A 21,430-nucleotide genomic window follows, 5' to 3' on the forward strand; every position below is an offset into this window, starting at 1 on the left:
GAATTTTGACAAAAAGTTCTCAGCCGGCTTTCGATTTCGATTCGAGAGGGGCGGAGGATCACTCTTGGGATACGAATTGCGAGACTAATAGGAGGCATGTTTTCAAAAAATATTAAGGTTGTTTTTACAGCTATGCAGGTTTGATGCCGTTTAGGGAGAGGACTCGTTCCCTTTCCTTATAATCCTTAGCCCGGTTTCCCACCGAAAATGATCCATTTGAATCGAATCCAGCTGCGCTGGAGCATACTCGCTCTTGCGGCAACTTGCTTGCTTGGCTTGCTGAGTAGCGAGTTCGTTGCGAAGAAGCTCATCGTTTCTGCCGAAACGAGCCGTTTGCAGCGCTTACTCGAGCAGCCTTTGGAGGCGCCGGAAAACGGGGTTGAGCGCTTTTCGGTGCTCACGGACGGAAGTCTTTTGGGCGACGAGAACCGAACGCCGGCAGGACTGGGCAGGAAAGCCGTTTTGAGGCTGGTCTACGAGAGCCTGGAGGGTGAGTCCTACCGAGGCGGTTGGGTCTATGCGGCGGAGCCGGCCAAGTTCGGCGGCGAAGCGGCCAGTGGCTGGCTGGTTCTTCGATCGAACGTAGGGGAGCGTTTGGAGTCGGCTTATTTGGCGGTGGCTGGATTGTCCTTCGGGGTGTGGCTTAGCTTCTGCGGATTGTTCTGCATTTTGCATAGCCGCTTGTTGCATTCGGTCAAAGCGGAGGTGGAGAGGATGCGCGGTTCTCTGGGCTTGGAGCGGTCGGGTTCTGGGGCGGAGATCGTGGAGGTCCTGTCTCGGTTTTCGGCGGAGCTACGGGACTTTCATAAGTCGAGGGAGCGCACGCTCGAGGAGATGGAGCCGCTTGCCGCGATCGCCGCGCATGCGGGCGAGGGGATCTTCGTGTGCGATGCTGCGGGTCGGATCGAGTGGGCGAACGATGCGTTTGTGGAGATGGTGGGCTCGAGCCTGGAGGAGCTTCAGCGCTCGGAGCCGTTTGCTTACATGCGGACGGAGCGAAACGATCCGCTCTACCTCGCCCGCTTGGGACGCGCGATGGAGCTGGGGGATTCGGTTTCCTTGGAGCTGGCGGGGGCGCGGCCGGATGGCTCGGAGTATTGGGCGTCGCTGGATCTCAAGCCTTTGGACGTGAAGGCGGACGGGACGAAGCGCTTTTTCGGTATCCAAATCGATATCACCGAGCAGCGCCGGGCAAGCGCGGAGCTGGAGGAGGTGTCTCGTCGTTTCGCCTTGGCGATGGAAAGCGCCAACGTGGGGATTTGGGATTGGGACGTGAAGCGGGACGACTTGGTTTGGGATGACCATACTTTTGGCTTGTACGGAGTTTCTCGCACGACGTTTAAGCCCAGCTATCGCTCGTGGATGGGATGTATCGACCCGGATGATACGAACCGCGTGGTGCGTGCCATCGATAGCAGCTTGGCGAGCGGCGAGAATATCGACCTGGTTCTCTGCGCCCGGCGCCGTGGAGGCAGCGAGGTGTACATCAAGTGCGTCGGCCGCGCTTTCCACAACGAGGCGGGCGAGGTGACTCGCTACATCGGGATCGCTTCGGATGTGACGGCGGAGCATGGGGCGAAGAAGAATTTGATCGAGCAGAAGGAGGAAGCCGAGACCTTGGCGATCCGTTTGGCGGAGGCGGTGAAGCAGTCGAAGCAGGCGGCCCGGGAGGCGTATCAAGCGACGCGGGCGAAGAGCGCCTTTCTTGCGATGATGAGCCATGAGATCCGTACGCCGATGAACGGCGTGATCGGCATGGCGAGCTTGCTGCTCGAGACGGAGTTGGACGAATACCAACGGGACTATCTCAATACGATCCGCATCAGTGGCGATACCCTGCTTACGCTAATCAACGACATTCTGGACTATTCGAAGATCGAAAGCGGAAAGCTGGAGATCGAAATGGCTCCGTTCTCCATCCGGGAATGCGTGGAGGAGGCGGCCGACTTGTTGGCCTCGAAGGCGGCGGAAAAGGGAGTGGACCTAGTTTGCCGCATCGATCGGGAAACGCCGGGCGAGGTGGTGGGAGACATCACACGACTGCGTCAGGTGTTGGTGAATTTGGTAGGGAACGCGATCAAGTTCACGGATGTAGGTGAAGTTGTGATACAGGTGCACGCTCCGGCGGAGGGCAAGGTACGCTTTTCGGTGCGCGATACGGGCATCGGGATTCCTAAGGATCGCATCAATCGTTTGTTCGAGGTCTTTTCGCAAGTGGACTCCTCGACGACGCGCAAGTACGGCGGTTCGGGGCTGGGGCTTTCTATCAGCAAGCAGCTGACCGGCTTGATGGGTGGAGAGATGTGGGTCGAGAGTTCGGTGGGGCGCGGTTCGGTCTTTCACTTCGACATCGCTTTCGAGAACCTGGCCGATGCCGCCTGCGATGCAGTGTTCGGCGAGCAGGCCGAGCTCGTTGGGAAAAAGGTTTTGATCGCTCAGCCGAATTCGGTCTTGCGCGGCTACTTGGAGTCGCTGAGCCGTGGTTGGGGAATGGATACCGTTGCTGTCTCCTCGATAGAGAGCTGTTCTCAAGGGGCTGCTTATGACATCGTGCTTGCGGACGACCGGGATGCATCGCTGGAGTCGGAGGAGTGTCGAGAAATGGTGGCTGCGCTGAGGAAGCGTTCGAAGCTGTTCGTGCAGCTCTTGAACCATGGGGAAGCGTCCGGGCGTGGGCATCGCGAGCAGCGGGTTTACAAGCCGTGCAAGGTTTCGTCGCTGCTTGAAACATTGAAGTCGGTAGACCGGAAGTCCCGCGTGAGCGCTTTGAGCTCGGATGCGAAGGATTCGATCTCGGAAAGCGGTTTTGCTTTGCGCCTGCCTTTGCGGATCCTCGTTGCGGACGATAATTCGGTGAACCAAAAGGTGGCTCGCATGATGTTGAAGAAGTTTGGCTACACGGCGGACTTGGTTGCCAATGGCGTGGAGGCGGTAGAGGCGGTGAAGCAATGCGACTACGATCTGGTGTTTATGGATTGCCAAATGCCGGAGATGGATGGTTTCGAGGCGACTCGCTTGATCCGCCAGATCGAGAAGGACCGTTCGTCCTCCAAGCGGGCGTATATCTTCGCTCTCACTGCGAACGTGCGGGGGGAGTCGATGGAAATGTCAAAGGATGCGGGGATGGATGGTTTCCTGGCGAAGCCGATCAAGCTGGGGGACATCAAGAGCGCCTTGGTGGAGGTCGAGACGGATCTTATTTCCTCCAACTAGATTTCGATTGAGCTTCCGCGTTCGGAGCGGTTGGCTGCGGGGAATTGGATTTCGATGCCAGCAAGCCCTCAGATACTTTTCGATGATGTTGGATTTGTCGTCGTCAACAAGCCATCCGGCATGTTGAGCGAAGGCGGGGGCGAGCGTGAGCTCGACCTCGAGGGCGCCGTATCCGAAAGGGTGGGACGGCAGGTCTGGTGTTGCCATCGGTTGGACCGCTTGACGAGCGGCGTGGTGGTGCTGCGGAAGGGGAAGCGCTTTCTCAAGGAATTAGCGGCTCAGTTCGAGTCGCGGTCCGTCCGCAAGGAGTATTGGCTGCTCGTCGATGGCGTATGGGATCGCCGTATCCAGAAAGTTGAGTCGAATATAGCCCCGCTGGGGCGAGGCGTGCATGCGAACGTGGAGCGAGGCGGGAAGCCGGCGGCGAGCACGTTTCAGGTATTGGGCATAGACGAGGCGGCGAAGGTGAGCTGGCTGCGTGGTTTGCTGAAGACGGGAAGGACGCATCAATTGCGGTTGCATTCCTTGAAGTCGGGCTGTCCGGTGCTGGGCGATCCGGTTTACGGAGTTGGTCGGGACGATGGCTTGTTCGGTCTGCATGCCCGCAGCTTGAGGATGAAGCATCCGGAATCGGGGGTTGCTTTGGACTTCGAGGCGGAGCCCCCGCTTGCCTGGAAGCCGCTGTTGGCGTCTTTCGAGGCTTAGCTGAAGCGCTTTTGTATGAGGCGTTCGACTACGGGGTGGATTTTCTTGGCCAGCTCTGGGTTGGCGTAGGCGATCCAGTTGACCGGGGTGGTGGTATCGAAGGGGATGTCGAGCGTGGGGGAATGGGGTTGGCGGACCACGACGCCTGCGGCTCGGGCGACGAGGGCGGTGCAGAGGTCGTAGGGATGGCAGGTGAGCGACTGCGGGTATCCGTTTTTCGAGAACGCGAGGGGGCGGATGTCGATGACGAGGCGATCGTGCCCGGCGATGAGCTCGTAGAGCTGGCCGCCGGTGGAGATGTATTGGTCGTCGAAGATGAGGGCGTCTTCGCGCTCGGAGTCGGGGGTGAGCGAGGCGAAGAGCTCTTCTTCGAAGGCGGCGAGGGCGGTTTTGGCTTGGGGAAAGAATTTGGCGACGGAGGCGAAGCCGTGTTTGAGGTCGGTCGCTTGGGACGGGCGGTGGGGTACGGGGTCGGTTTGGCCGGTGAGGAGGTTGGTGGCTTGGCGATGGAAGGTGGTGGAGCGGTCGGGGAGGAGGGTGGCGGAGAGTTGTTCCGAGAGGAATTGCTTGGAGGTGGGGAGCTCGGTCATGACGGCGACCGAGATGTCTTCGAGGGTGGGGGCTTGGTGGCGGCGGATGGGGGCGAGGCCGATGAGGGCCCAAGCGGGGCGTTTGTCGTACATGATGCCGCGGGTGCCGTCGATGGGGTCGATGATGAGCTGGTAAGCGAGCTGGGAGTCGGGGGTGTTGGCGGGGAAGGTGACGCGTTCGTGGTCTTCGATACCTTCCATGACCAGGCGCACGGGGTGTTGGCTGGGCCAATGGGCGGCGAGCCAGTCGAGAATGAGCTGCTCGCTGACCTTGTCGATTTGGTAGATGGTGTCGGCGGCGGTGTGGGCGGCTACGGCGGAGAGCTGGTCGGTGGGCGTTCGCTGCTGGGCGTAGAGGGTGTCGCGGATGGCGGCGCCAAGCTGGCAGAGCAGGTTGCGGAAGGTTTCGAGTTGGGAGCTAATTTGGAAAAGGGGGTTGAGTGCGTTTGCGGATATAGTTTGGCTGCTGGCAGATGATAAAGCTTTACATGTACAAGGGGTGCGATGGATGTCGCAAGGCGAAGAAGTGGCTGCAGGAAAAGGGGGTGAACTTCGAGGAGATCGCGATTCGCGAGGTGACGCCGAGCAAGGCGGAGCTGAAGGAGGCCCTGGCGACTCACGACATGAACCTGCGGAAGCTCTTTAACGTTTCAGGCGGCGACTATCGGGAGCTGGGCTTGAAGGACAAGCTGCCGCAGATGGAGCTGGACGAGGCTTTGGACTTGTTGACGAGCAACGGGAATTTGGTGAAGCGTCCGTTTTTGGCGACTCCGAGCGGCTGTATCAGCGGGTTTGATACGAGCGTTTGGGAAGGGTTCGTGAGGTAGTTTGTTGCCCACGAAGGTCACGAAGTGACACGAAGTTTTTGGGTGAGGAGCTTGCTTACTTTCGGTCGCTGTGGCCGAGGGGGCGGTCGGGGTCGATGCGGTCGCGCACGAGCTGCTTGAGTTCTTTAGACTCGGGGAAGCGTCCGGCTTCCTTGCGGGAGAAGATGAGTTCTCCGTCGAGGCGGATTTCCATGATGCCGCCGGTGCCGGGCTGGAGGGCGACTTCGCCGAGGTCCTGGCCGAAGGTGTTGAGCAGCTCTTGGGCGAGCCAAGCGGCGCGGAGCATCCAGTTGCACTGGCTGCAGTAGAGGATGGAGATGCGTGGTGTGCGTTGGTCGGACATGGGTGATCGGGTTGCGTTGTTTGACCACAGATGGCTCAGATTTTTCTTTGATGGATCTTCTGAAGAGGTGATTTGCTTAGAATCGAATGTATTTAAAACGTGGATTCGATTCTTTTGTGAGTCGAATTGGGAAGGTGCTTGATCGCGATAGTAGCCTCTTCGGAAGATCCTATAAAATCTGAGAAATTGGTGGGTTTAAAATGATCTGGGCGATCTTACCGGAATTCGTCGGGGGCGTCGGGGTTGGAGATGATGAATTCGGTGATGGCTTCGAGGAAGGCTTCCCCGTAGGCCTCGAGCTTCTTGTAGCCGACGCCGGAGATTTCGGAGAGCTTTTCTTCGTTGGCGGGGAAGTAGCGGGCCATCTCGCGTAGGGTGACGTCGGAGAAGACGATGTAGGGCGGGACGCCTTGCTCGTCGGCGAGCTCTTTGCGGAGGGTGCGGAGGATGGAGAAGAGGTCTTCGTTGCACTCGATGCCGCCTTTGGAGCGGTTGCGGTCGCGTTGTAGGGCGTTGGCGGATACGGGGAGCTTGGTGAGGGTGATGGGGGTGCGGTCGCGCAGAGCGGACTTGCCTTTTTCGGTGAGGGAGAGGGCTCCGTAGGCTTCGGGGTCTTGGAAGACGTAGTCGGAGCGGATGAGTTCGCGGCCGAAGGCTTGCCATTCGGCGCGCTTGTGCTCGCCGCCGATGTTGTAGGTGGTGAGTCGGTGGTGGCCCCATTTGAGGACCTTCTCGTTTTTGGAGCCGAGGAGGATGTCGACGATGTGGTTGATGCCGACGCCGAAGCCGGAGGCTTGGGAAACGCGGAAGATGCAGGACATGAACTTCTGGGCGGGAATGGTGCCGTCGAAGGTTTCCTTGGGTTGGTTGCAGTTGTCGCAGTTGCCGCAGTTTCCTTCGGTCCACTTTTCGGAGAAGTAGTCGAGCAGGACCTCGCGGCGGCAACGGGAGGATTCGGCGTAGTGGACGATCTGGCGTAGTTGTTCTTTGGCGACTTCGCGTTCCTTGGGTTCTTTCTCGGCGATGAAGTTGAGCTGCTTGGCGACGTCGCCGGGGGAGAAGTAGAGGACGCATTCGGAGGGGAGCCCGTCGCGACCGGCACGTCCGGTTTCCTGGTAGTAGCCTTCGATGTTCTTGGGGATGTCTTGGTGGATGACGTAGCGGACGTTGGGCTTGTCGATGCCCATGCCGAAGGCGACGGTGGCGCAGACGACTTTGACCTCGTCGCGGATGAAGGCTTCTTGGTTCTTGGCGCGTTGGAGGGGCGTCATGCCGGCGTGGTAGGGCAGGGCTTCGATGCCTTCTTGGCGGAGGCGGTCGGCGGTTTGCTCGGTGGCCTTGCGGGAGAAGCAGTAGACGATGCCGGAGTCGAAGGGGCGGGCTTGGATGAACTTGAGGATCTGGCGGAAGACGGCCTGCTTTTGCTCGATGCGGTAGGCGAGGTTGGGGCGGTTGAAGGAGGCGACGTAGTTGGTGGGGGAGCGGAGGTTGAGTTGCTTGACGATGTCGTCGCGCACGCGGTCGGTGGCGGTGGCGGTGAGGGCCATGAAGGGGGTGTCCGGGAAGCGTTTGCGGAGCTCGGCGAGCTGGCGGTACTCGGGGCGGAAGTCGTGTCCCCATTCGGAGATGCAGTGGGCTTCGTCGACGGCGAAGCGGCAGACGTTCCACTTCTTGAGGTCTTCGAGGAAGCCGCCGAGCATGAGGCGCTCGGGGGCGACGTAGAGGACTTGGTACTCGCCGGCGAAGAGTTTGGCGTAGCGTTGGCGGGCTTCTCCCTGGGCGAGGGAGGAGTTGAGGAAGGTGGCGGAGATTCCGTTTTCGGTGAGTCCGTCGACCTGGTCCTTCATGAGGGCGATGAGGGGGGAGATGACGACGGTGAGGCCTTCGGTGAGGACGGCGGGGAGCTGGTAGCAGAGGGATTTGCCGCCGCCGGTGGGGAGGAGGGCGAAGACGTCGCGGCCGGCGAGGGCGTCGCTGACGATGTCGGCTTGGAGGGGGCGGAAGCTGTCGTGCCCGAAGTATTTTTTGAGGGCGGAATGGACGCGGTCGGTGGTGGGAGCTGGCATGGGGAAGAGTGAAAGGTGAAAAGGGCGGAGTGAAAGGGAAAAGTGTAGGGATGCGTAGGGGTGCGGGGAATTGGCTTGCATGCGAGGCAAATGCTGAGGCGTTCTTGGGAATATGAAGCTATTCAAGTATACCCGTAGTTTTTTGGCAGTGGCGATGGCGGCATCGTCGGCTCTGGTTGGCTTTGCGGCCAGCGAGGCGGAGCACGATGCGTTGATCGCGCTGGCGAAGGACAAGGAGTCGGATTTCGCCGCTGAGCTGGCGGCAGGCGTGGAGGCTGGCATGCCGGCGGATTGGATTTTGGAGGCGGAGATCATCCGGGCCCTTTCCACTGGGAACGCGGCCGCGATGTTCGATTTGATCCCGCGCATTGACGCGGCGGGAGAGGATTTCCGCTTTGGATTGGAGCGCGACTTCTATTCGGCCCAGCAGCTGTCGGGCTTCGCGGACGTGTTGCGTTGCGTGGTGGCGTATCGGGAAGGCGATACGGAAGGCTTCGAGAAGTACGCGGTGAGCTCCTACGAGAAGGCTCCGGATTTTAACGGGGCCTTCGGTATCGGGGAGTTGCTGGCCCAGCAGCGTCGCGAGGAAGCCCAGGAGGCGGCCATGGCGGATTTCCGCGTGCCGATGGATATGGTGTTGGCGAACGCGGAAGGCGAGAGCAAGTCGCTGTCCGAGTGGATGGGCGACGACGAGGTCATGCTGGTGGACTTTTGGGCGAGCTGGTGCGGGCCTTGCATCCGCTTGATGCCGTCTTTGAAGGAAAAGCAGGAGAAGCTCTCCAAGCAAGGCGTGTTCGTGGCGGGGATCAACACCGACCGGCGCGATCAGTTGAACAACGCGACGACTGTGCGGGAGCAGCACGGGATGGAATCGGTGCCTTGGCTGCTGGACCGCAACGGCGGCGACCTGAGCGGGATGCTGATGGTGGACTCGATTCCGCGCATGGTGCTGATCGATCGCGATGGTTCGGTGCTGTACAACGGGCATCCTTCGGATCCTTCCCTGGGCGTTGCCTTGGCGAAGGTCGGGGTGGAGCTGCACTAGGGATTTGAGCTAGGCTCGCTCCTGCAGCGGGAACGCTCCCGCGCTACTGGAATTTCGAGGCCAAGCGTTTGCCGAGGCGAATGCTTGGCTTTTCTATGTACCGATAGCTGAGGGCGGCGATGGCAAAGGTGACGAGGGTGGTCAGGAGGATGAAGAGCTCGAGGCGCGTCTTGGGGAGCTCCTGGGTGCTCCAGAGCCGGCCGATGAGGGTGAAGACGATGGCGTGCAGGAGGTAGGCGGAGTAGGTGACTCGGCCCGCGGAGCTGAGCCAACGAGGCGTTTGGGGGAGGAAGAAGAACAGGGCGAAGAGGGCGAGGCCGAGGGTATGTCCCCAGCCGTAGCGGTTCCAGACGGGGTCGCTTTCGGTGAAGCTTTTTTCGATGCCTTCGATCACGGGCTGGGCCACGAGGTAGACCGTTATGGCGAAGAGGATGCGGGCCGCTTTTTTCCAGTTTTCCGATTTTGAGAAGAGGGGTTCTTGCTTCAGGTCGTAGATGCAGCGCATGGCGGACCCGGTGAACATGATGGCGAGCAGGTAGCCGAGGATGGGCAGGTTTCCGGGCGTGTCCTTGAGCAGGTCGAGCTTCCAGAGCCGGTAGGCGAGGGCGAAGCCGACGAGGGCGGAGAGGAGCTTGTAGCGGCCGAAGGCGAGGTAGAGCAGGGCGGTGGCGACGTAGAATACGAGCTCGATCTCCAGCGTCCAGAAAAGGCCCATGACGTGGGGCTCTCCGGCGAAGGTGGCTCCCATGGTGACGTTTGCGAGGATGGTGGAAAGCGGGAGCTGGCGGCCGCTGACGAGCCAGAGGGAGTAGATGCCGATGGCGAGGGCGACCCAGTAGATGGGGTAGAGGCGGAAGAAGCGGTTGAGGGCGAAGGCGCGGAGGGCGGGCAGGCGGTTGCCTTCCAGGGTGCGGGGGATGACGAAGCCGCTGATGCAGAAGAAGGCCACCACGCCGATGCGGCCGAAGTCAAAGTAGTTGGCGAGCTGGCTGGTCCATTGTCCGCCGCTGGAGTGCCGGAGCAGGCTTTCGGAGACGTGCTGCCAGATCACGAGGAAGCAGGCCACGGCGCGTAGGGCGTCGAGGGACTGGAATCTGCGCTTTTGGTCTTTTTCTGGGATGGCGTGTTTGTGGGGAAAGGCTGATCTCGAGACAAGCCCGCTCCCGCTTGGTGGAAATTTGTGGTTGTGAGGGGGAGGCGTAATGCCTTTGGTGGCGAGGTTTTTGCAATGAAAATTGGTAGTCTAGAGCTCGAATCGAACCTGTTCCTGTCGCCCTTGGCAGGCTATACGAACCTACCTTTTCGCCTGACGGCGAAGAGCTTAGGAGGCTTGGGCTTGGTGACCACCGACCTGGTGAACGCCCGTTCCCTGCTGGAGGGCAGGGCGGTGGCCTACAAGATGATCGCGACGGATGCGCGGGAGCAGCCGATGGCGGTGCAGCTTTTTGGCGGCGTGGCGGAGGAGATGCGCGACGCGGCGGTGATCGCAGCCGAGAAGGGGGCGCAGTCCATCGATATCAATATGGGTTGCCCGGTGAAGAAGGTGGTAAAGACCGGCAGCGGTTCCTCGATGATGAGGGACCACGACAAGACGCGGGAGCTGGTGAAGGGGATGATCGATGCGGTCAAGGTGCCGATCACTGCCAAGATGCGCTTGGGATGGGACTCGGAGAATATCACGGCGCCGGAGTTGGCCCGTACGCTGGAGGATATTGGCGTATCGGCGATTTTTATACACGGCCGAACGCGGGCCCAGGGCTTTTCCGGTGGCGTGGATTTGGAGGGGATTCGCAAGGTGAAGGAGGCGGTGAAGTCGATTCCGGTCATTGGAAACGGGGACGTGACGACTCCGGAAGCGGCTCGCATCATGCTCGAGCGCACCGGTTGCGATGGGGTGAGCATTGGGCGCGGGGCGTTCTACAATCCGTGGATTTTCAAGCAGACGCTCCATTATTTGAATACGGGGGACTTGTTGCCGGATCCGACTTTCGAGCAGCGGGTGGAGCTGATGCGAGTGCACCTGGAGCGGATGATCGAATTCTACGGCGAGTTGAAGGGCTGTATCCAGTTTCGCAAGGTAGCGGTGTGGTACGCAAAGCGCTTCGGGCCGTCTAAGTACTTCAAGGATCGCGTGATCAAGGTGGAGAGCATGGAGCACTTCGAGGAGATCATGGCGGGCTACCGCGAATGGCGTCAGCGCTTTTGCGGCGAGGACGGGGAACTGCAGGAGAAGTATCGTCCGGTGGATCCGTATTCGTCGATTACCCATGAGCCTCAGGAGGCGCCGGAAAAGATAAAGGTGCCGAAAGGACCGGTGGAGAAGTGGTAGCTGCCAGCTTTTGCCTGCTATGAATCGATTGAGGGGAAGGGGCTTGCTGGTGGTGTTTATGGCGCTCGCTGTGGCGGGGTCCTGGGTGGGGATCCGAGGCGTGGTCCACTCGCTCGAGCACGAGAGCCATGCGAGCTCCCTATGGGGCTGGGATACCTCGTTCTACTATTACTGGCTGCGTTCGGCCGCTCTCGACCAGGACGTGGATTTCGAGAACGATATCCAACTTTCCGATACGATTCCGGATGGGCAGAAGCGTTTCGCTCGGGTGAATTTGCCGCGTACGGAGCAGGGCTTGATTCCGAACAAGTATCCGGTCGGATGGGCCCTTTTCCATGCGCCTTGGTTCGCGATGGGGCATGGGACGTCCTTGTTGTTGGAGAAAGCGGGAGCGGAGGTGAGAACCGATGGATTCGGCAAGGTTTACGAGCGCTTTCTCTATGCGGGGAGCCTGTTTTATGCGGCCCTTGGCCTGTGGCTGACCCACCTGGTGTTGCGGCGCTTTTTCGAGTGGGAGGTGAGTATCTTGGGCTTGTTGAGCGCTTGGCTGGCGGGCTGCTTGATCTACTACCAGCTCAACCAGTATGCCATGGCCCATAGCCTGACCTACCTGTGCCTGGTCTCCTGCTTCTATTGGGCGCTCGCGATCCGGGAGATGCCGCCGCTGAAGCGGAATTGGCTGATGCTGGGAGTATCGGTCGGGATGTTGCTGATCACTCGCTATCAGGCGGGCGTGTATTTGCTTTTTCCGTTCTTGATCGCCGTAGTTGAAATCTTGACACGCCGTACGACGGTGCGGGCGGTGTGCGTTTGCGTTGCGGCGATGGCTGCGGTCGTTTCGCTGCAGCTGCTGGCGTGGAAGCTTCTCTATGGCTCCTGGCTGGTCTATTCCTACTCGGGGGAAGGCTTTTTGTGGGGAGCTCCGAAGGTTTGGAAGTCCCTGTTCGATCCGTTCCACGGGCTTATTTATTGGCATCCCGTTTTCGCGGTGGGCTTGGTGGGCTTGCTCGGGTTCGTGGCGAGCCGGCGGGATTGGGTCGCTTGGGCGATGCCCTTGTCGGTGGCCGGAATGGTTTACGTGAACGCGGCTTGGGAAACGTGGTGGTTTGGGGCGGCCTTTGGCGGTCGGGCCTACGAGGGGGTGACCTTGTTTGTGTGCCTTGGCGTTTGCTGGCTCCTGAAGGTGATGGAAAAGGCGAACGTGGCGCTGCGCTGGGGGCTGAATGCGGTTTTGCTTTTGCTAGCGGTTTGGAACGTGGGCGTGCTGGACGTGTGCGTGCGCGGGTGGAAGACGGGCATCAGCTTGGAGGCGCCGGTACGCTATGGCGAGTTTTGGCAGGCGATCGTGGAGCTTTGGTTCTGACTCGCTGCGCTGCCGCCCTGACGATGACTCGCTTCGCTGCTGAGACTGCGAAAGTCTGGGATCGGTCGCCTTAGGGCTCGCGAGTGGTTTCGGCTTTTGGGTCGCAATCGACGATCGTGAAGGTGGTCCGGTAGACTTCCTTGCCTTGGTGGCTGAGGCTGAAGACCCAGTCTCCGAGGCCGCGTTCGTATTCGTGGTCGAAGTAGTAGCCGAAGTAGAAGATGGCGGTGCCGTCGTAGACTTCGACGGGCTCGCGGGTGCGAAAGCGTTCCTTGCTGCCTCCGTTGGGAAGCTGCATGCGCGGGTAGCGCACGTCCAGGTCGAGGTAGCTTAGGTCTTGGGGCACATTGTCGAATTGGACTTCGAGCTGGAAGCCGGTGTCGAGGCAGTTGGGGATGGTCCAGGTACCGTGCTGGAGGACGAGGTAGTCGTCGTTTATCCACTTGCCTCCGGTGGGAGTGTCGTCGTCCGCGACGGACTCGCCGCCGATGCGTTGGATGTGGTTGTGCTTGAGCACGGTGGCGTCGAAAGGGACCTTGAGGAAGGGGAATACGGCGGGTGCGAAGGCGATGAGGAGGAGGGCGATTTTCATGGGTAACCTCGCTAGGGTGGGCGAGCGGCAGGCGATGTTAAGCCTAAAAAGCCCGACTCCTTTTTAGGGAAGTCGGGCTCTGTGGAGGGGAGGTAAGGTGTTCGTATCGAAAAGTCGGTTACGCGGCCGAGATGAGGCTGGCCGGGTCGAGGATGAGGGCGATGGTGCCGTCTCCGAGTATGGCTCCGCCGGATACGCCGGGGATGCCTTGCATCATGCCGCCGAGGGATTTGATGACGACTTCCTGTTTGCTGACCATGTCGTCCACGAGGAGTCCGCAGGGTTTGCCGCCGGTTTCGACGACGACCACGGTGGCGTCCTTGGGGTTGGAGATGGCGCCGGGGATGGCGAAGTGCTGGTGGAGGCGGAAGAGGGGGATGACCTGGCCGCGGATATTGAGGATTTCCTGGTTGCCTTGCACCTTGGCGAGTACGGCTTCGTCGGGACGTAGGGCGACCTTGACGGAGGTGGTGGGCAGGATGAAGCGGTCTTCGCCGACCTTGACCACGAGGCCGTCGACGATGGCCATGGTAAGGGGAAGCAGGATGCGGAAGGTGGAGCCTTTGCCGAGTTCGGACTGGATCTCGACCTTGCCGCGGAGCTTTTCGATGTTTTTCTTAACGACGTCCATGCCGACGCCGCGGCCGGAGATGTCGGTGATTTGGGCGGCGGTGGAGAAGCCGGGGGCGAAGATGAGCTTATAGATCTCTTCCTTGGAAAGTTGGTCGCTTTCGGAGACGATGCCGTTGGCGATGGCCTTGGCGAGGACGCGGTCCGGGTCGATGCCGCGGCCGTCGTCGGCGAGTTCGATGACGATGTTGGAGCCTTGGTGGTAGGCCTTGAGGGAGATGTTTCCGACTTCGTCCTTTCCGGCGGCGCGGCGTTCTTCGGCGTCGGCTTCGAGGCCGTGGTCGAGGGCGTTGCGTACCATGTGGACGAGGGGATCGCCGATTTCCTCGACGACGTTGCGGTCGAGTTCGGTGTCTTCTCCGAAGGTTTCGAAGCGCACTTTCTTGCCGCACTTGGCGCCGATGTCGCGGACGATGCGGCCCATTTTTTGGAAGGTGGGTTTCACGGGAATCATGCGCAGGGCCATGGAGGTGTGCTGCAGTTCCTTGGTGATGCGGGTGAGCTGCGACATGTTGCGCTGGAGGGCGGAGTCGCCGGCGGTGCTGCCGCTGCCGTTGTCTTGGCGGGAGCTTTCGAGAAGCTGGCTTTGCACGATCACGAGCTCGCCGACCATGTCCATGAGGTTGTCGAGCTTGGTGGTGTTGACGCGAATGGTGGCGTTTTCGGCGGCCTTGCGCTTGGCGGCTGCGGCGGCCTTGGCGTCGGGCTCTTGTTGAGCGACGGGCGTGGCCGCGGGGGCGGAAGCCTTGGCGGCTGCTGCGGGAGCGGCGGGCGATTGGTCTTCGTCGCTGAAATCTTCGGTTGCCGCGGGGAGCTCGGGCTCGTCTGCGGCGACCGCCATGGTGTTGGAATCTTCGCCGGTCTTTTGGGCCCAGACGTCGGGGCCTTCCATTGCCCAGCGGGCCCGGGCCATGAGCTCGCTGACGGGGATGACTTCGTTGGGGGTCGTTCCGTTGGCGAGGGCTTCGGTGATTTGCTCGATGAGCTTGGTGATGGTGTCCTTGGCGGCGAGGACGAGGTCGATGATGCCGGTGAAGACCTCGAGCTTGTCGTTACGGACGAGGTCCATGAGGGACTCGACTTCGTGGGCGAGCCGGTTGACGGGGACGAGATTGAGGAAGCCGGCTACGCCCTTGATGGTGTGGAAGGAACGGAACATCGAGTTGATGGCGTTACGGCTAGTAACGTCTTGCTCGAGCTCGAGGACGGCGGATTCGATTTGGCTGAGGTGGTCGACGGCCTCGGTGTGGAATTCTTGGAGGAGCTCTTCGTTTTCCTCCATGTTGAGGTCCATGACGACGTCGTACTGGGCGAACTCGGCGAGGAGTCCGTCGTCTTCTTCTTCTCCGGTGGTGAGCTGGGAGGAGTCGGCTTCGACGGGGGCGGCTTCTTCGGGAGGCGAGAAGGGGCCAGGCTCGCGGCCGGACTTGATCTCGCTGAGGGCGGTTTCCAGCCAAACGTTGAAGTCGGTGAGGATCTGGATGGCGAAGGGGTCGTAGGCGGCGGCGTTGTCGAGCAGGGCGTCCATCTTGGCGAGGACGGGGGTGACGGCGGCATGTACGGTTTCGTCCGTCTCGAAGTCGTTTTCGAAGTCCTTGAGCAGGGAGTAGACGGGCAGCATGCCTTCGTCGCTGTCGACGGAGGAGAGCAGCAGCTCTGCGGAAAATTGCTGGGCGAGCTTGGCGAATATCTCGATGCGCTCTTCGGGCCAGTTTTCGTTGCCAGCGGTGGGCGCGTCGAAGGTGGGCTCTTCGGCCGCCTCGAAGGATGGGGCGTCGAAGGAGAAGGGTTCTTCCTCGAGCTCCGGCGCGGGAGCGGCGGGCTTGGGGGCGGGCGGTTCCGCGGTGGAGAAGTCTATGTCGCCGAAGCTAGGGAGGGGCGTGGGCTCGGGGAGCTCGGCGCTGTCGTCGGCGGGGATTTCGAGCATGGGCTCGGGTTCGCTGGTTTCGGCTTCCGGCTCGTCGTCGATGGGGATGGCGGCGGGCGCCACTGGCGTTTCCTTCGAGTTCTCGATGGAGAAGGGGCGGATGGGGGTGTCGTTGCGGAGGCTTTCCACGGCGTCGCTGCACCAGCGGGCGAAGGCTCGCATGGCATGGACGGAGGTTTCGTCGAAGAGCTTGGCTTCGTCGAGCATGGCTTGGATGACCTCCTGGACGCCTACGACTCCTTGCACGATCTCGGGGTCTTGGGGGAGGGACCAGGTGATCTCGTTGACGAGGCTGAAGATGGGGATGAGGCCGTCGTCGGTACCCGGTTGAGCGAGGTGAGACTCGGACGCGAGTTTCGCTGCAATTTCTTCGAATGAGTTTATTTCGTCAGGTGACCACGCCATGGTGTGAAAATCGGTTGCGAGATGGGAGTAAGGGCGAATGCCGTACTCGGATCATCGTCGCGGGTGGGTGGTTGCTTGAGTAGAAAAACCGATAATTGCCCTCGGTTTTAGACGGAAGTACTCAAGGCGGTGGGCTCGCGGCACTATTTTCGCGAGCGTTTTACAATGGGGGCGGGGGTGGAGGCTCGGCGCTGCATCGGCGCTGGGTGTCTGCTACTCGGGCTTGGCGGGGGCGAGGAGCTTTTGCACGGCGGAGAGGGCGGCCTTGAGGGCGAAAGGTTTCTTGAGCAGGATGGCGTCCTCGGGGATGTCGAACTGGGAGAGCAGCTCCTCTGAGTAGCCGGTCATGACGATGACCTTCATGTCCTTGTTTTTCTTGGTGAGCCGCTCTGCGAGCTCGGAGCCGCGCATCTTGGGGAGGATGAGGTCGGTGATGAGGAGCTTGATGTCCTCGTGCGACTCTTCGAAGAAGTCGAGGGCGTCTTCGGCGGAGTTGGTGGAGTAGACCTGGTAGTTGTAGAGTCCGAGGAGGCCGGAGATGCAGTCGCACATGGTCTCGTCGTCCTCCACGACGAGGATGGACTCGCGCTCGGTGGAGGTGAAGTTCTCGGGCAGGCCTTCGTCGACTTCTTCGTCTTCGGAAACCTTGCTGGTGACGATGGGGAGGAAGATGCGGAAGCGGGTGCCTTTGCCCTTTTCGGAGGCGACTTCGATGTGTCCGTTGACCTGCTTGACGATACCGTAGACGGTGGCGAGCCCGAGGCCGGTGCCCTTGCCTTGCTCCTTGGTGGTGAAGAAGGGTTCGAAGATGCGTTTTTGGGTTTCGGGGTCGATGCCGGTGCCGGTGTCCTGGAAGCTGAGCACGAGGTAGGGCTTGGCGTCCATGTAGTCGGGGAGGAGGACTTCGGCCTGGTCGGCTTCGCAGCTGACCATGGAAAGCTCCATTTGCCCGCCGTCGGGCATGGCGTCGCGGGCGTTGGTGGTGAAGTTGATGAGGATCTGCTCGAGGGCGGTCCGGTTGATATTGACGTGGATGGGGGTGTCGGAGAAGCGAAGGTTGTACTGGATGTTTTCCGGTACGAGGCGACGCAGGATCTTCTGCATGTCGCGGGTGACCTTGATGGCGTCGAGGACCTCGGGCTTGAGGTTCTTGTTGCGGCGGGAGAAGGAGAGGAGCTGCTGGGTGAGGTCGGCGGCGCGTTCGGCGGCTTTGCGGATCTCGGATACGAACTTCTTGTTGGGGTCGGCGTCCTCGATCTTGTCGATGACGAGATCGGAGAAGGAGAGGATGACGGCGAGGATGTTGTTGAAGTCGTGGGCGATGCCTCCGGCGAGGCGGCCGACGGCTTCCATCTTCTGGGATTGGAAGAGGTCCTGCTCGAGGCGGCGGATGTGGGAGACGTCGCGTTGGATGACGACGTAGTTGGAGACGTGGCCTTGGGGGCCGTGCACGGGGAAGGCCTTCCAGGAGATGATGAACTCGGCGCCGTCTTTCTTGTAGCCGACGGTCTCGCCGGCGGCGGGCTGGCCGGACTGGATGTCCTTCACCATTTCCTCGATGACGGAGGCGTCGGTGGCGGGGCCGTTGAGGATGGAGATGGGCTTGCCGATGACTTCGATGTCGGTGTAGCCGGTGATCTGGGTGAAGCCGTCGTTGGTGTAGAGGATGCGGGCCTCGCCGTTTTCCCAGTTGGTGTCGGTGATGAGCACGCCTTCGCCGATGCTTTTGAGGGCGGTGGCGATGAGCCGGATCTGGTTTTCGGTGGTGACGGTGCGGCTGAGGTCCTTGAAGAAGAGCAGGGCTCCGGAGAGCTCGGGGCGCTGGAGATTGGTGTTGGGCTTGAGGTGGAAGCTGACGGGCAGGACGTTGCCGTTGGGGGTGTGCAGGTTGGCTTGGGCGTGGGCAAGCTGTGGGTTGCGGTAGCGCTCGTCGGCGAGGTTGAGGGCTTGCCCGGTCTTGGGGTCGGTGGCGACGAAGACGTCGTTGATGGAGGCGCCGGCGATGAGGTCCGCGGCGATGGAGAGGGATTGCAGGGCTTGTTTGTTGGCCCTTTGGATGCGTCCGGTCCGATCGATGACGATGATGCCTTCGCTCGAGTATTCCAGGAGGGAGTCGGCGAGGTTTTGCGATCCCAGGGAATCCTCCGCAGGATTGTTTGCGGAAGGATCGGGCTGCGTCATGGGGGTGGAGTCGTTGGTTCGGGAGGTCGTGCTCAAGGAGCGGGTACTGTTGGAAACGCCTCCGAAAAAAGCAACAACCCACGTTTTGGCGATTCTACCTAAACGCGGGTTGGCGGGACTTGGCTGCGTAGGCAGCGGACTGGGTGTAGTTGTAGGCTGACTACGCCAGTAGGAATTGCGAGTGGCCGCTCGGAGGGGGCGCCTAGTCGTCGCTTAGGCGTCTTCGTAGCCGCGCGGGTGGGATTGGTGCCAGGCCCAAGCGGTTTCGATGATGCTGCGTATGGTGCCGTACTGGGGAGTCCAGCCGAGTTCCGATTTCGCCTTGGCGCTGTCGGCGTAGGCGGAGGGCACGTCGCCGGCTCGCTTGGGGGCCAGGTCGTAGGGGACGGGGCGCCCGGAGACCTCCTCGACGGTCTTGATGATTTCGAGCACGCTGGCGGGGGTGCCGGTGCCGAGGTTGTAGGTGAGGAGCCTGCCCTTCTCCTCGAGAAGCGGGAAGGCGGCGATGTGGGCGCGGGAGAGGTCGTCCACGTGCACGTAGTCGCGCAGGCAGGTCCCGTCGGGGGTGGGGTAGTCGTTTCCGAAGACCATCATCTTTTCGCGCTGGCCGAGGGCCACTTGGATGGCGATGGGGATGAGGTGGGTTTCGGGGGAGTGGTCTTCGCCGATGATGCCGCCTTCCGCGGCGCCGGAGGCGTTGAAGTAGCGGAAGATGGCGGCGGACATGCCGTAGGCTTTGGTGCAGTAGTCGAGGATGACTTCCACGTCGGCCTTGGTCTGGCCGTAGGCGCTGATGGGGCGCAGGGGCATGGTTTCGTTGAAGGGCGGTTCCGCTTCTTCGCCGAGCACGGTGCAGGAGGAGGAGAAGACGAACTTGTTGACGCCCGCCTCGCGCATGGACTTGAGGAGGGATATGGTCTTGGCGACGTTGTTCTCGTAGTGCTTGAGGGGGTCCTGCATGGACTCGCCGACCTCGATGAAGGCGGCGAAGTGCATGACGATGTCGATGTCCTCGGACTTGAGGATTTCGATGACCTTGGGGGAGTCGGCGAGGTCGACCTCGTGGAAGCTCACGCCCGCGGGGATGGATTCCTTGTGCCCCTTGACGAGGTTATCGAGGACGATGGGGGTATGCCCAGCGACCTGCAGTTGACGCACGCAATGGCTTCCAATGTAGCCTGCACCTCCTACGACGAGTACGTTCATGAGGCGAGACGATGGGGAGTCGTGGCTCTAGATCGAGCGTAAACCTTTGGCTGACCTACTTTTGCAGGGGTGTGTAGGTTTTGGGGCGTGGGGGGAGCAGGAGGGCTCGGTGCCAAGGGATTCACTATCGTTGGTTACGTGGAATTGACTCTTCATCGAGCATCTCCATTTAGGTCACGTACATGCGAAAACGCTTTGATAATCAGACGATTGTAGTCACGGGCGCTACCCGAGGAATAGGGAAAGCGATCGCGGCGCAGCTTTTGAGGGAGGGTGCGACCGTGATAGGGACGGGTACTCGTCAAAGCAACGAGCGGGCAGAAGGGATTGGGGAGCTGGAGGGAGTGCACTGGCACGATGTCGATTTGTCCTCCGTTCAGGAGGCTGAGTCGTTTTGCTCCTTTTTGGCGAAGCTTGAGCGTATCGACGCTTGCATAAACAACGCTGGGATAAACCGCATTAAAGTCCTAGATGACATTACTGCGGCCGACTATGACGTGGTTCATTCGGTTAACCAAAGGGCGCCGTTTCTGATTTGTCAGGCCGTTGCTGGGAGGATGCGAGCGTGTGGTGGGGGACGAATTCTCAACGTTGCATCCATTTGGAGTGAGGTGAGTAAGGCGCAACGCAGTCTTTACTCGGCGAGTAAGACCGCTTTGGTGGGCATGACCCGAGCTTTGTCCGCGGAATTGGGGAGTGATGGGATTCTCATCAATTCGCTTTCCCCGGGCTTCGTTCTGACGGACCTAACTCGGGAGTCTCTTTCTGAAGAGCAGATGTGTGAGTTGGCTGATCAGGTGCCCTTGAAGCGTTTGGCGACACCAGAGGAAATTGCGGAGGTGGCCTGTTTTTTGGTGAGTGATTCGAATCGGTATTTAACCGGTCAAAATATTATCGCGGATGGAGGGTTCACGATCGTATGAATGCAGCTGCGGGTGAATCCAACTTTTCGGTACGATCTTACTTGGGGGTGTACGAAGTACAGTTTGTGGATGACTTCGTTGCTAGCTTGCTTTCGCATTTGAAGGAAGGCGATGTCTTGTTAGTCGACCAGAACGTGGAGCGAATCTACAAGAATAGGATAGGAAGTTCATTCGACTCTCACAGGGTAATCCGTTTGGATCCAAAGGAAGAATTAAAAAGCTATGAGGGCGTAATGCCGATCATTTCACAGCTGATCGAAACTGGATTTAAGAAAAATAATCGATTGGTGGCGGTCGGAGGTGGAATAACTCAAGATGTTACGGCTTTCATCTCCTCCATCATGTACAGAGGAGTAGACTGGGTCTTTGTTCCAACCAACCTCTTGTCTCAATGCGATAGCTGTATCGGGAGCAAAACATCTATCAATTTTGGAGACTATAAAAACCAGCTCGGAGGATTTTATCCTCCGAGACTGATCCTGCAAGATCCATCATTTCGGAAATCTTTGGATGCGAGAGAGATCGCTTCGGGGGTAGGTGAGATGGCGCACTATTTTCTAATAGATGGGGAGGATTCTTTTGCAGCGTTAGAGGCTGGAGTTGTCGAAGCTTTAAAGGGAGGGCAAGTCGTTACGGAATTTGTGCGGCGTAGTCTCGAAATAAAACGGGATATGATCGAGGTCGATGAGTTCGACAAGGGGCCTCGCAACGTCTTCAATTACGGCCACTCTTTCGGGCACGCAATTGAGGGGTACACACGGTATGCGATTCCTCATGGGATCGCGGTATCGTTTGGGATGGATATTGCGAATTCGGTCTCCGTGGCACTTGGGCTGATGGATGCTAAAGTGCAGGAAAGGGTTTTTTCGGTCTTAAGCCAAATATGGCGTGGCGTGGACTTTCCTACGATCGATCTGAATCGGTATGTAGAAAGTTTAAGAAAAGATAAAAAGAACATTGGTAGTAACGTGCGAGTTGTTTTGTCTCGAGGGATTGGAGACATGTTTCTCGAGCGAATTGAAATCGATAGTTTGTTCATGGATACGCTGGAAAAACGATTTTCTGTGTACCGGGAAAGTTGAAAA

17 protein-coding genes are annotated in these 21,430 nt (G+C 59.9%); 9 read left to right on the top strand and 8 right to left on the bottom strand.

All coding sequences use genetic code 11. The features are described 5' to 3' along the window. The first annotated feature begins 207 nt into the window (after nt 1-207). Complete coding sequence (locus QEH57_RS09555) at nt 208-3,213, top strand: ATP-binding protein (RefSeq protein ID WP_309006502.1); 3,006 nt, start codon at nt 208-210, stop codon at nt 3,211-3,213. 54 nt (nt 3,214-3,267) lie between these two features. Continuing rightward, nucleotides 3,268-3,918, top strand: a complete 651-nt coding sequence (locus tag QEH57_RS09560; RefSeq protein WP_309006503.1) for an RluA family pseudouridine synthase — start codon at nt 3,268-3,270, stop codon at nt 3,916-3,918. On the opposite strand, the gene QEH57_RS09565 is transcribed toward QEH57_RS09560, so the two are convergent. Further along, the gene (locus tag QEH57_RS09565) at nt 3,915-4,709 is read right to left on the bottom strand and encodes a hypothetical protein (RefSeq protein WP_309006504.1); all 795 of its coding nucleotides are present in this window, start codon (nt 4,707-4,709) and stop codon (nt 3,915-3,917) included. The genes QEH57_RS09560 and QEH57_RS09565 overlap by 4 nt on opposite strands. A 30-nt stretch (nt 4,710-4,739) precedes the next feature. Between QEH57_RS09565 and QEH57_RS09570 the strand changes: the two genes are divergently transcribed. After that, on the top strand, nt 4,740-4,985 hold the full coding sequence (locus QEH57_RS09570; RefSeq protein WP_309006505.1) for a hypothetical protein: 246 nt from the start codon (nt 4,740-4,742) through the stop codon (nt 4,983-4,985). Beyond that, nucleotides 4,982-5,335 carry a Spx/MgsR family RNA polymerase-binding regulatory protein gene (locus QEH57_RS09575; protein ID WP_309006506.1) on the top strand — a complete coding sequence of 118 codons (354 nt, stop codon included), beginning with the start codon at nt 4,982-4,984 and terminating at the stop codon, nt 5,333-5,335. The genes QEH57_RS09570 and QEH57_RS09575 overlap by 4 nt, the downstream gene beginning before the upstream one ends. Before the next feature lie 55 nt (nt 5,336-5,390). Here the strand turns inward: QEH57_RS09575 and QEH57_RS09580 are convergent, their stop codons facing one another. After that, a complete protein-coding gene (locus tag QEH57_RS09580) occupies nt 5,391-5,678 on the bottom strand; it encodes a SelT/SelW/SelH family protein (RefSeq protein WP_309006507.1) in 288 nt (95 codons plus the stop codon). A 215-nt stretch (nt 5,679-5,893) separates the two neighbouring features. Beyond that, the gene (gene recQ / locus QEH57_RS09585) at nt 5,894-7,744 is read right to left on the bottom strand and encodes a DNA helicase RecQ (protein WP_309006508.1); all 1,851 of its coding nucleotides are present in this window, start codon (nt 7,742-7,744) and stop codon (nt 5,894-5,896) included. A gap of 112 nt (nt 7,745-7,856) precedes the next feature. Between recQ and QEH57_RS09590 the strand changes: the two genes are divergently transcribed. After that, a complete protein-coding gene (locus tag QEH57_RS09590) occupies nt 7,857-8,789 on the top strand; it encodes a TlpA disulfide reductase family protein (protein WP_309006509.1) in 933 nt (310 codons plus the stop codon). A gap of 43 nt (nt 8,790-8,832) precedes the next feature. Here QEH57_RS09590 and QEH57_RS09595 read toward each other — a convergent pair whose 3' ends face one another. Further along, nucleotides 8,833-9,993, bottom strand: a complete 1,161-nt coding sequence (locus QEH57_RS09595; RefSeq protein WP_309006570.1) for an acyltransferase — start codon at nt 9,991-9,993, stop codon at nt 8,833-8,835. A 24-nt stretch (nt 9,994-10,017) separates the two neighbouring features. Between QEH57_RS09595 and dusB the strand changes: the two genes are divergently transcribed. Then, on the top strand, nt 10,018-11,118 hold the full coding sequence (gene dusB, locus QEH57_RS09600) for a tRNA dihydrouridine synthase DusB (RefSeq protein WP_309006510.1): 1,101 nt from the start codon (nt 10,018-10,020) through the stop codon (nt 11,116-11,118). 19 nt (nt 11,119-11,137) lie between these two features. Beyond that, the gene (locus QEH57_RS09605; RefSeq protein WP_309006511.1) at nt 11,138-12,481 is read left to right on the top strand and encodes a hypothetical protein; all 1,344 of its coding nucleotides are present in this window, start codon (nt 11,138-11,140) and stop codon (nt 12,479-12,481) included. 70 nt (nt 12,482-12,551) lie between these two features. Here the strand turns inward: QEH57_RS09605 and QEH57_RS09610 are convergent, their stop codons facing one another. From QEH57_RS09610 to galE, 4 genes are all read right to left on the bottom strand, one after another. After that, the gene (locus QEH57_RS09610; protein ID WP_309006512.1) at nt 12,552-13,073 is read right to left on the bottom strand and encodes a DUF3859 domain-containing protein; all 522 of its coding nucleotides are present in this window, start codon (nt 13,071-13,073) and stop codon (nt 12,552-12,554) included. A gap of 118 nt (nt 13,074-13,191) precedes the next feature. Beyond that, entirely contained in the window at nt 13,192-16,035 is a 2,844-nt protein-coding gene (locus QEH57_RS09615) for a chemotaxis protein CheA (RefSeq protein ID WP_309006513.1), read from the bottom strand. 213 nt (nt 16,036-16,248) lie between these two features. Beyond that, entirely contained in the window at nt 16,249-18,252 is a 2,004-nt protein-coding gene (locus tag QEH57_RS09620) for a PAS domain-containing protein (protein WP_309006514.1), read from the bottom strand. Nucleotides 18,253-18,429: 177 nt separating this feature from the next. Then, a complete protein-coding gene (gene galE, locus QEH57_RS09625; RefSeq protein ID WP_309006515.1) occupies nt 18,430-19,422 on the bottom strand; it encodes a UDP-glucose 4-epimerase GalE in 993 nt (330 codons plus the stop codon). 182 nt (nt 19,423-19,604) lie between these two features. On the opposite strand from galE, the gene QEH57_RS09630 reads away from it, so the two are divergent. Together QEH57_RS09630 and QEH57_RS09635 are read left to right on the top strand one after the other, a co-directional pair. Continuing rightward, entirely contained in the window at nt 19,605-20,345 is a 741-nt protein-coding gene (locus QEH57_RS09630; RefSeq protein ID WP_309006516.1) for an SDR family oxidoreductase, read from the top strand. Continuing rightward, a complete protein-coding gene (locus QEH57_RS09635) occupies nt 20,342-21,427 on the top strand; it encodes an AroB-related putative sugar phosphate phospholyase (cyclizing) (protein WP_309006517.1) in 1,086 nt (361 codons plus the stop codon). The genes QEH57_RS09630 and QEH57_RS09635 overlap by 4 nt, the downstream gene beginning before the upstream one ends. The last annotated feature ends 3 nt before the right edge of the window (nt 21,428-21,430 follow it).

Origin of the sequence: Pelagicoccus sp. SDUM812005, assembly GCF_031127875.1 — a bacterium.
Classification (GTDB): Bacteria; Verrucomicrobiota; Verrucomicrobiia; order Opitutales; family Opitutaceae; genus Pelagicoccus.

Excerpts from the sequence above, each read along its gene's own strand:
- QEH57_RS09590 (WP_309006509.1), top strand. The coding sequence starts at position 7,857 with ATGAAGCTATTCAAGTATACCCGTAGTTTTTTGGCAGTGGCGATGGCG.
- QEH57_RS09580 (WP_309006507.1), bottom strand. The coding sequence starts at position 5,678 with ATGTCCGACCAACGCACACCACGCATCTCCATCCTCTACTGCAGCCAG.
- QEH57_RS09635 (WP_309006517.1), top strand. The coding sequence starts at position 20,342 with ATGAATGCAGCTGCGGGTGAATCCAACTTTTCGGTACGATCTTACTTG.
- QEH57_RS09555 (WP_309006502.1), top strand. The coding sequence starts at position 208 with ATGATCCATTTGAATCGAATCCAGCTGCGCTGGAGCATACTCGCTCTT.
- QEH57_RS09575 (WP_309006506.1), top strand. The coding sequence starts at position 4,982 with ATGATAAAGCTTTACATGTACAAGGGGTGCGATGGATGTCGCAAGGCG.
- QEH57_RS09565 (WP_309006504.1), bottom strand. The coding sequence starts at position 4,709 with ATGGAAGGTATCGAAGACCACGAACGCGTCACCTTCCCCGCCAACACC.
- QEH57_RS09560 (WP_309006503.1), top strand. The coding sequence starts at position 3,268 with ATGCCAGCAAGCCCTCAGATACTTTTCGATGATGTTGGATTTGTCGTC.
- QEH57_RS09610 (WP_309006512.1), bottom strand. The coding sequence starts at position 13,073 with ATGAAAATCGCCCTCCTCCTCATCGCCTTCGCACCCGCCGTATTCCCC.
- QEH57_RS09630 (WP_309006516.1), top strand. The coding sequence starts at position 19,605 with ATGCGAAAACGCTTTGATAATCAGACGATTGTAGTCACGGGCGCTACC.
- dusB (WP_309006510.1), top strand. The coding sequence starts at position 10,018 with ATGAAAATTGGTAGTCTAGAGCTCGAATCGAACCTGTTCCTGTCGCCC.
- QEH57_RS09615 (WP_309006513.1), bottom strand. The coding sequence starts at position 16,035 with ATGGCGTGGTCACCTGACGAAATAAACTCATTCGAAGAAATTGCAGCG.
- galE (WP_309006515.1), bottom strand. The coding sequence starts at position 19,422 with ATGAACGTACTCGTCGTAGGAGGTGCAGGCTACATTGGAAGCCATTGC.
- QEH57_RS09605 (WP_309006511.1), top strand. The coding sequence starts at position 11,138 with ATGAATCGATTGAGGGGAAGGGGCTTGCTGGTGGTGTTTATGGCGCTC.
- QEH57_RS09570 (WP_309006505.1), top strand. The coding sequence starts at position 4,740 with ATGGGCGGCGAGCCAGTCGAGAATGAGCTGCTCGCTGACCTTGTCGAT.
- recQ (WP_309006508.1), bottom strand. The coding sequence starts at position 7,744 with ATGCCAGCTCCCACCACCGACCGCGTCCATTCCGCCCTCAAAAAATAC.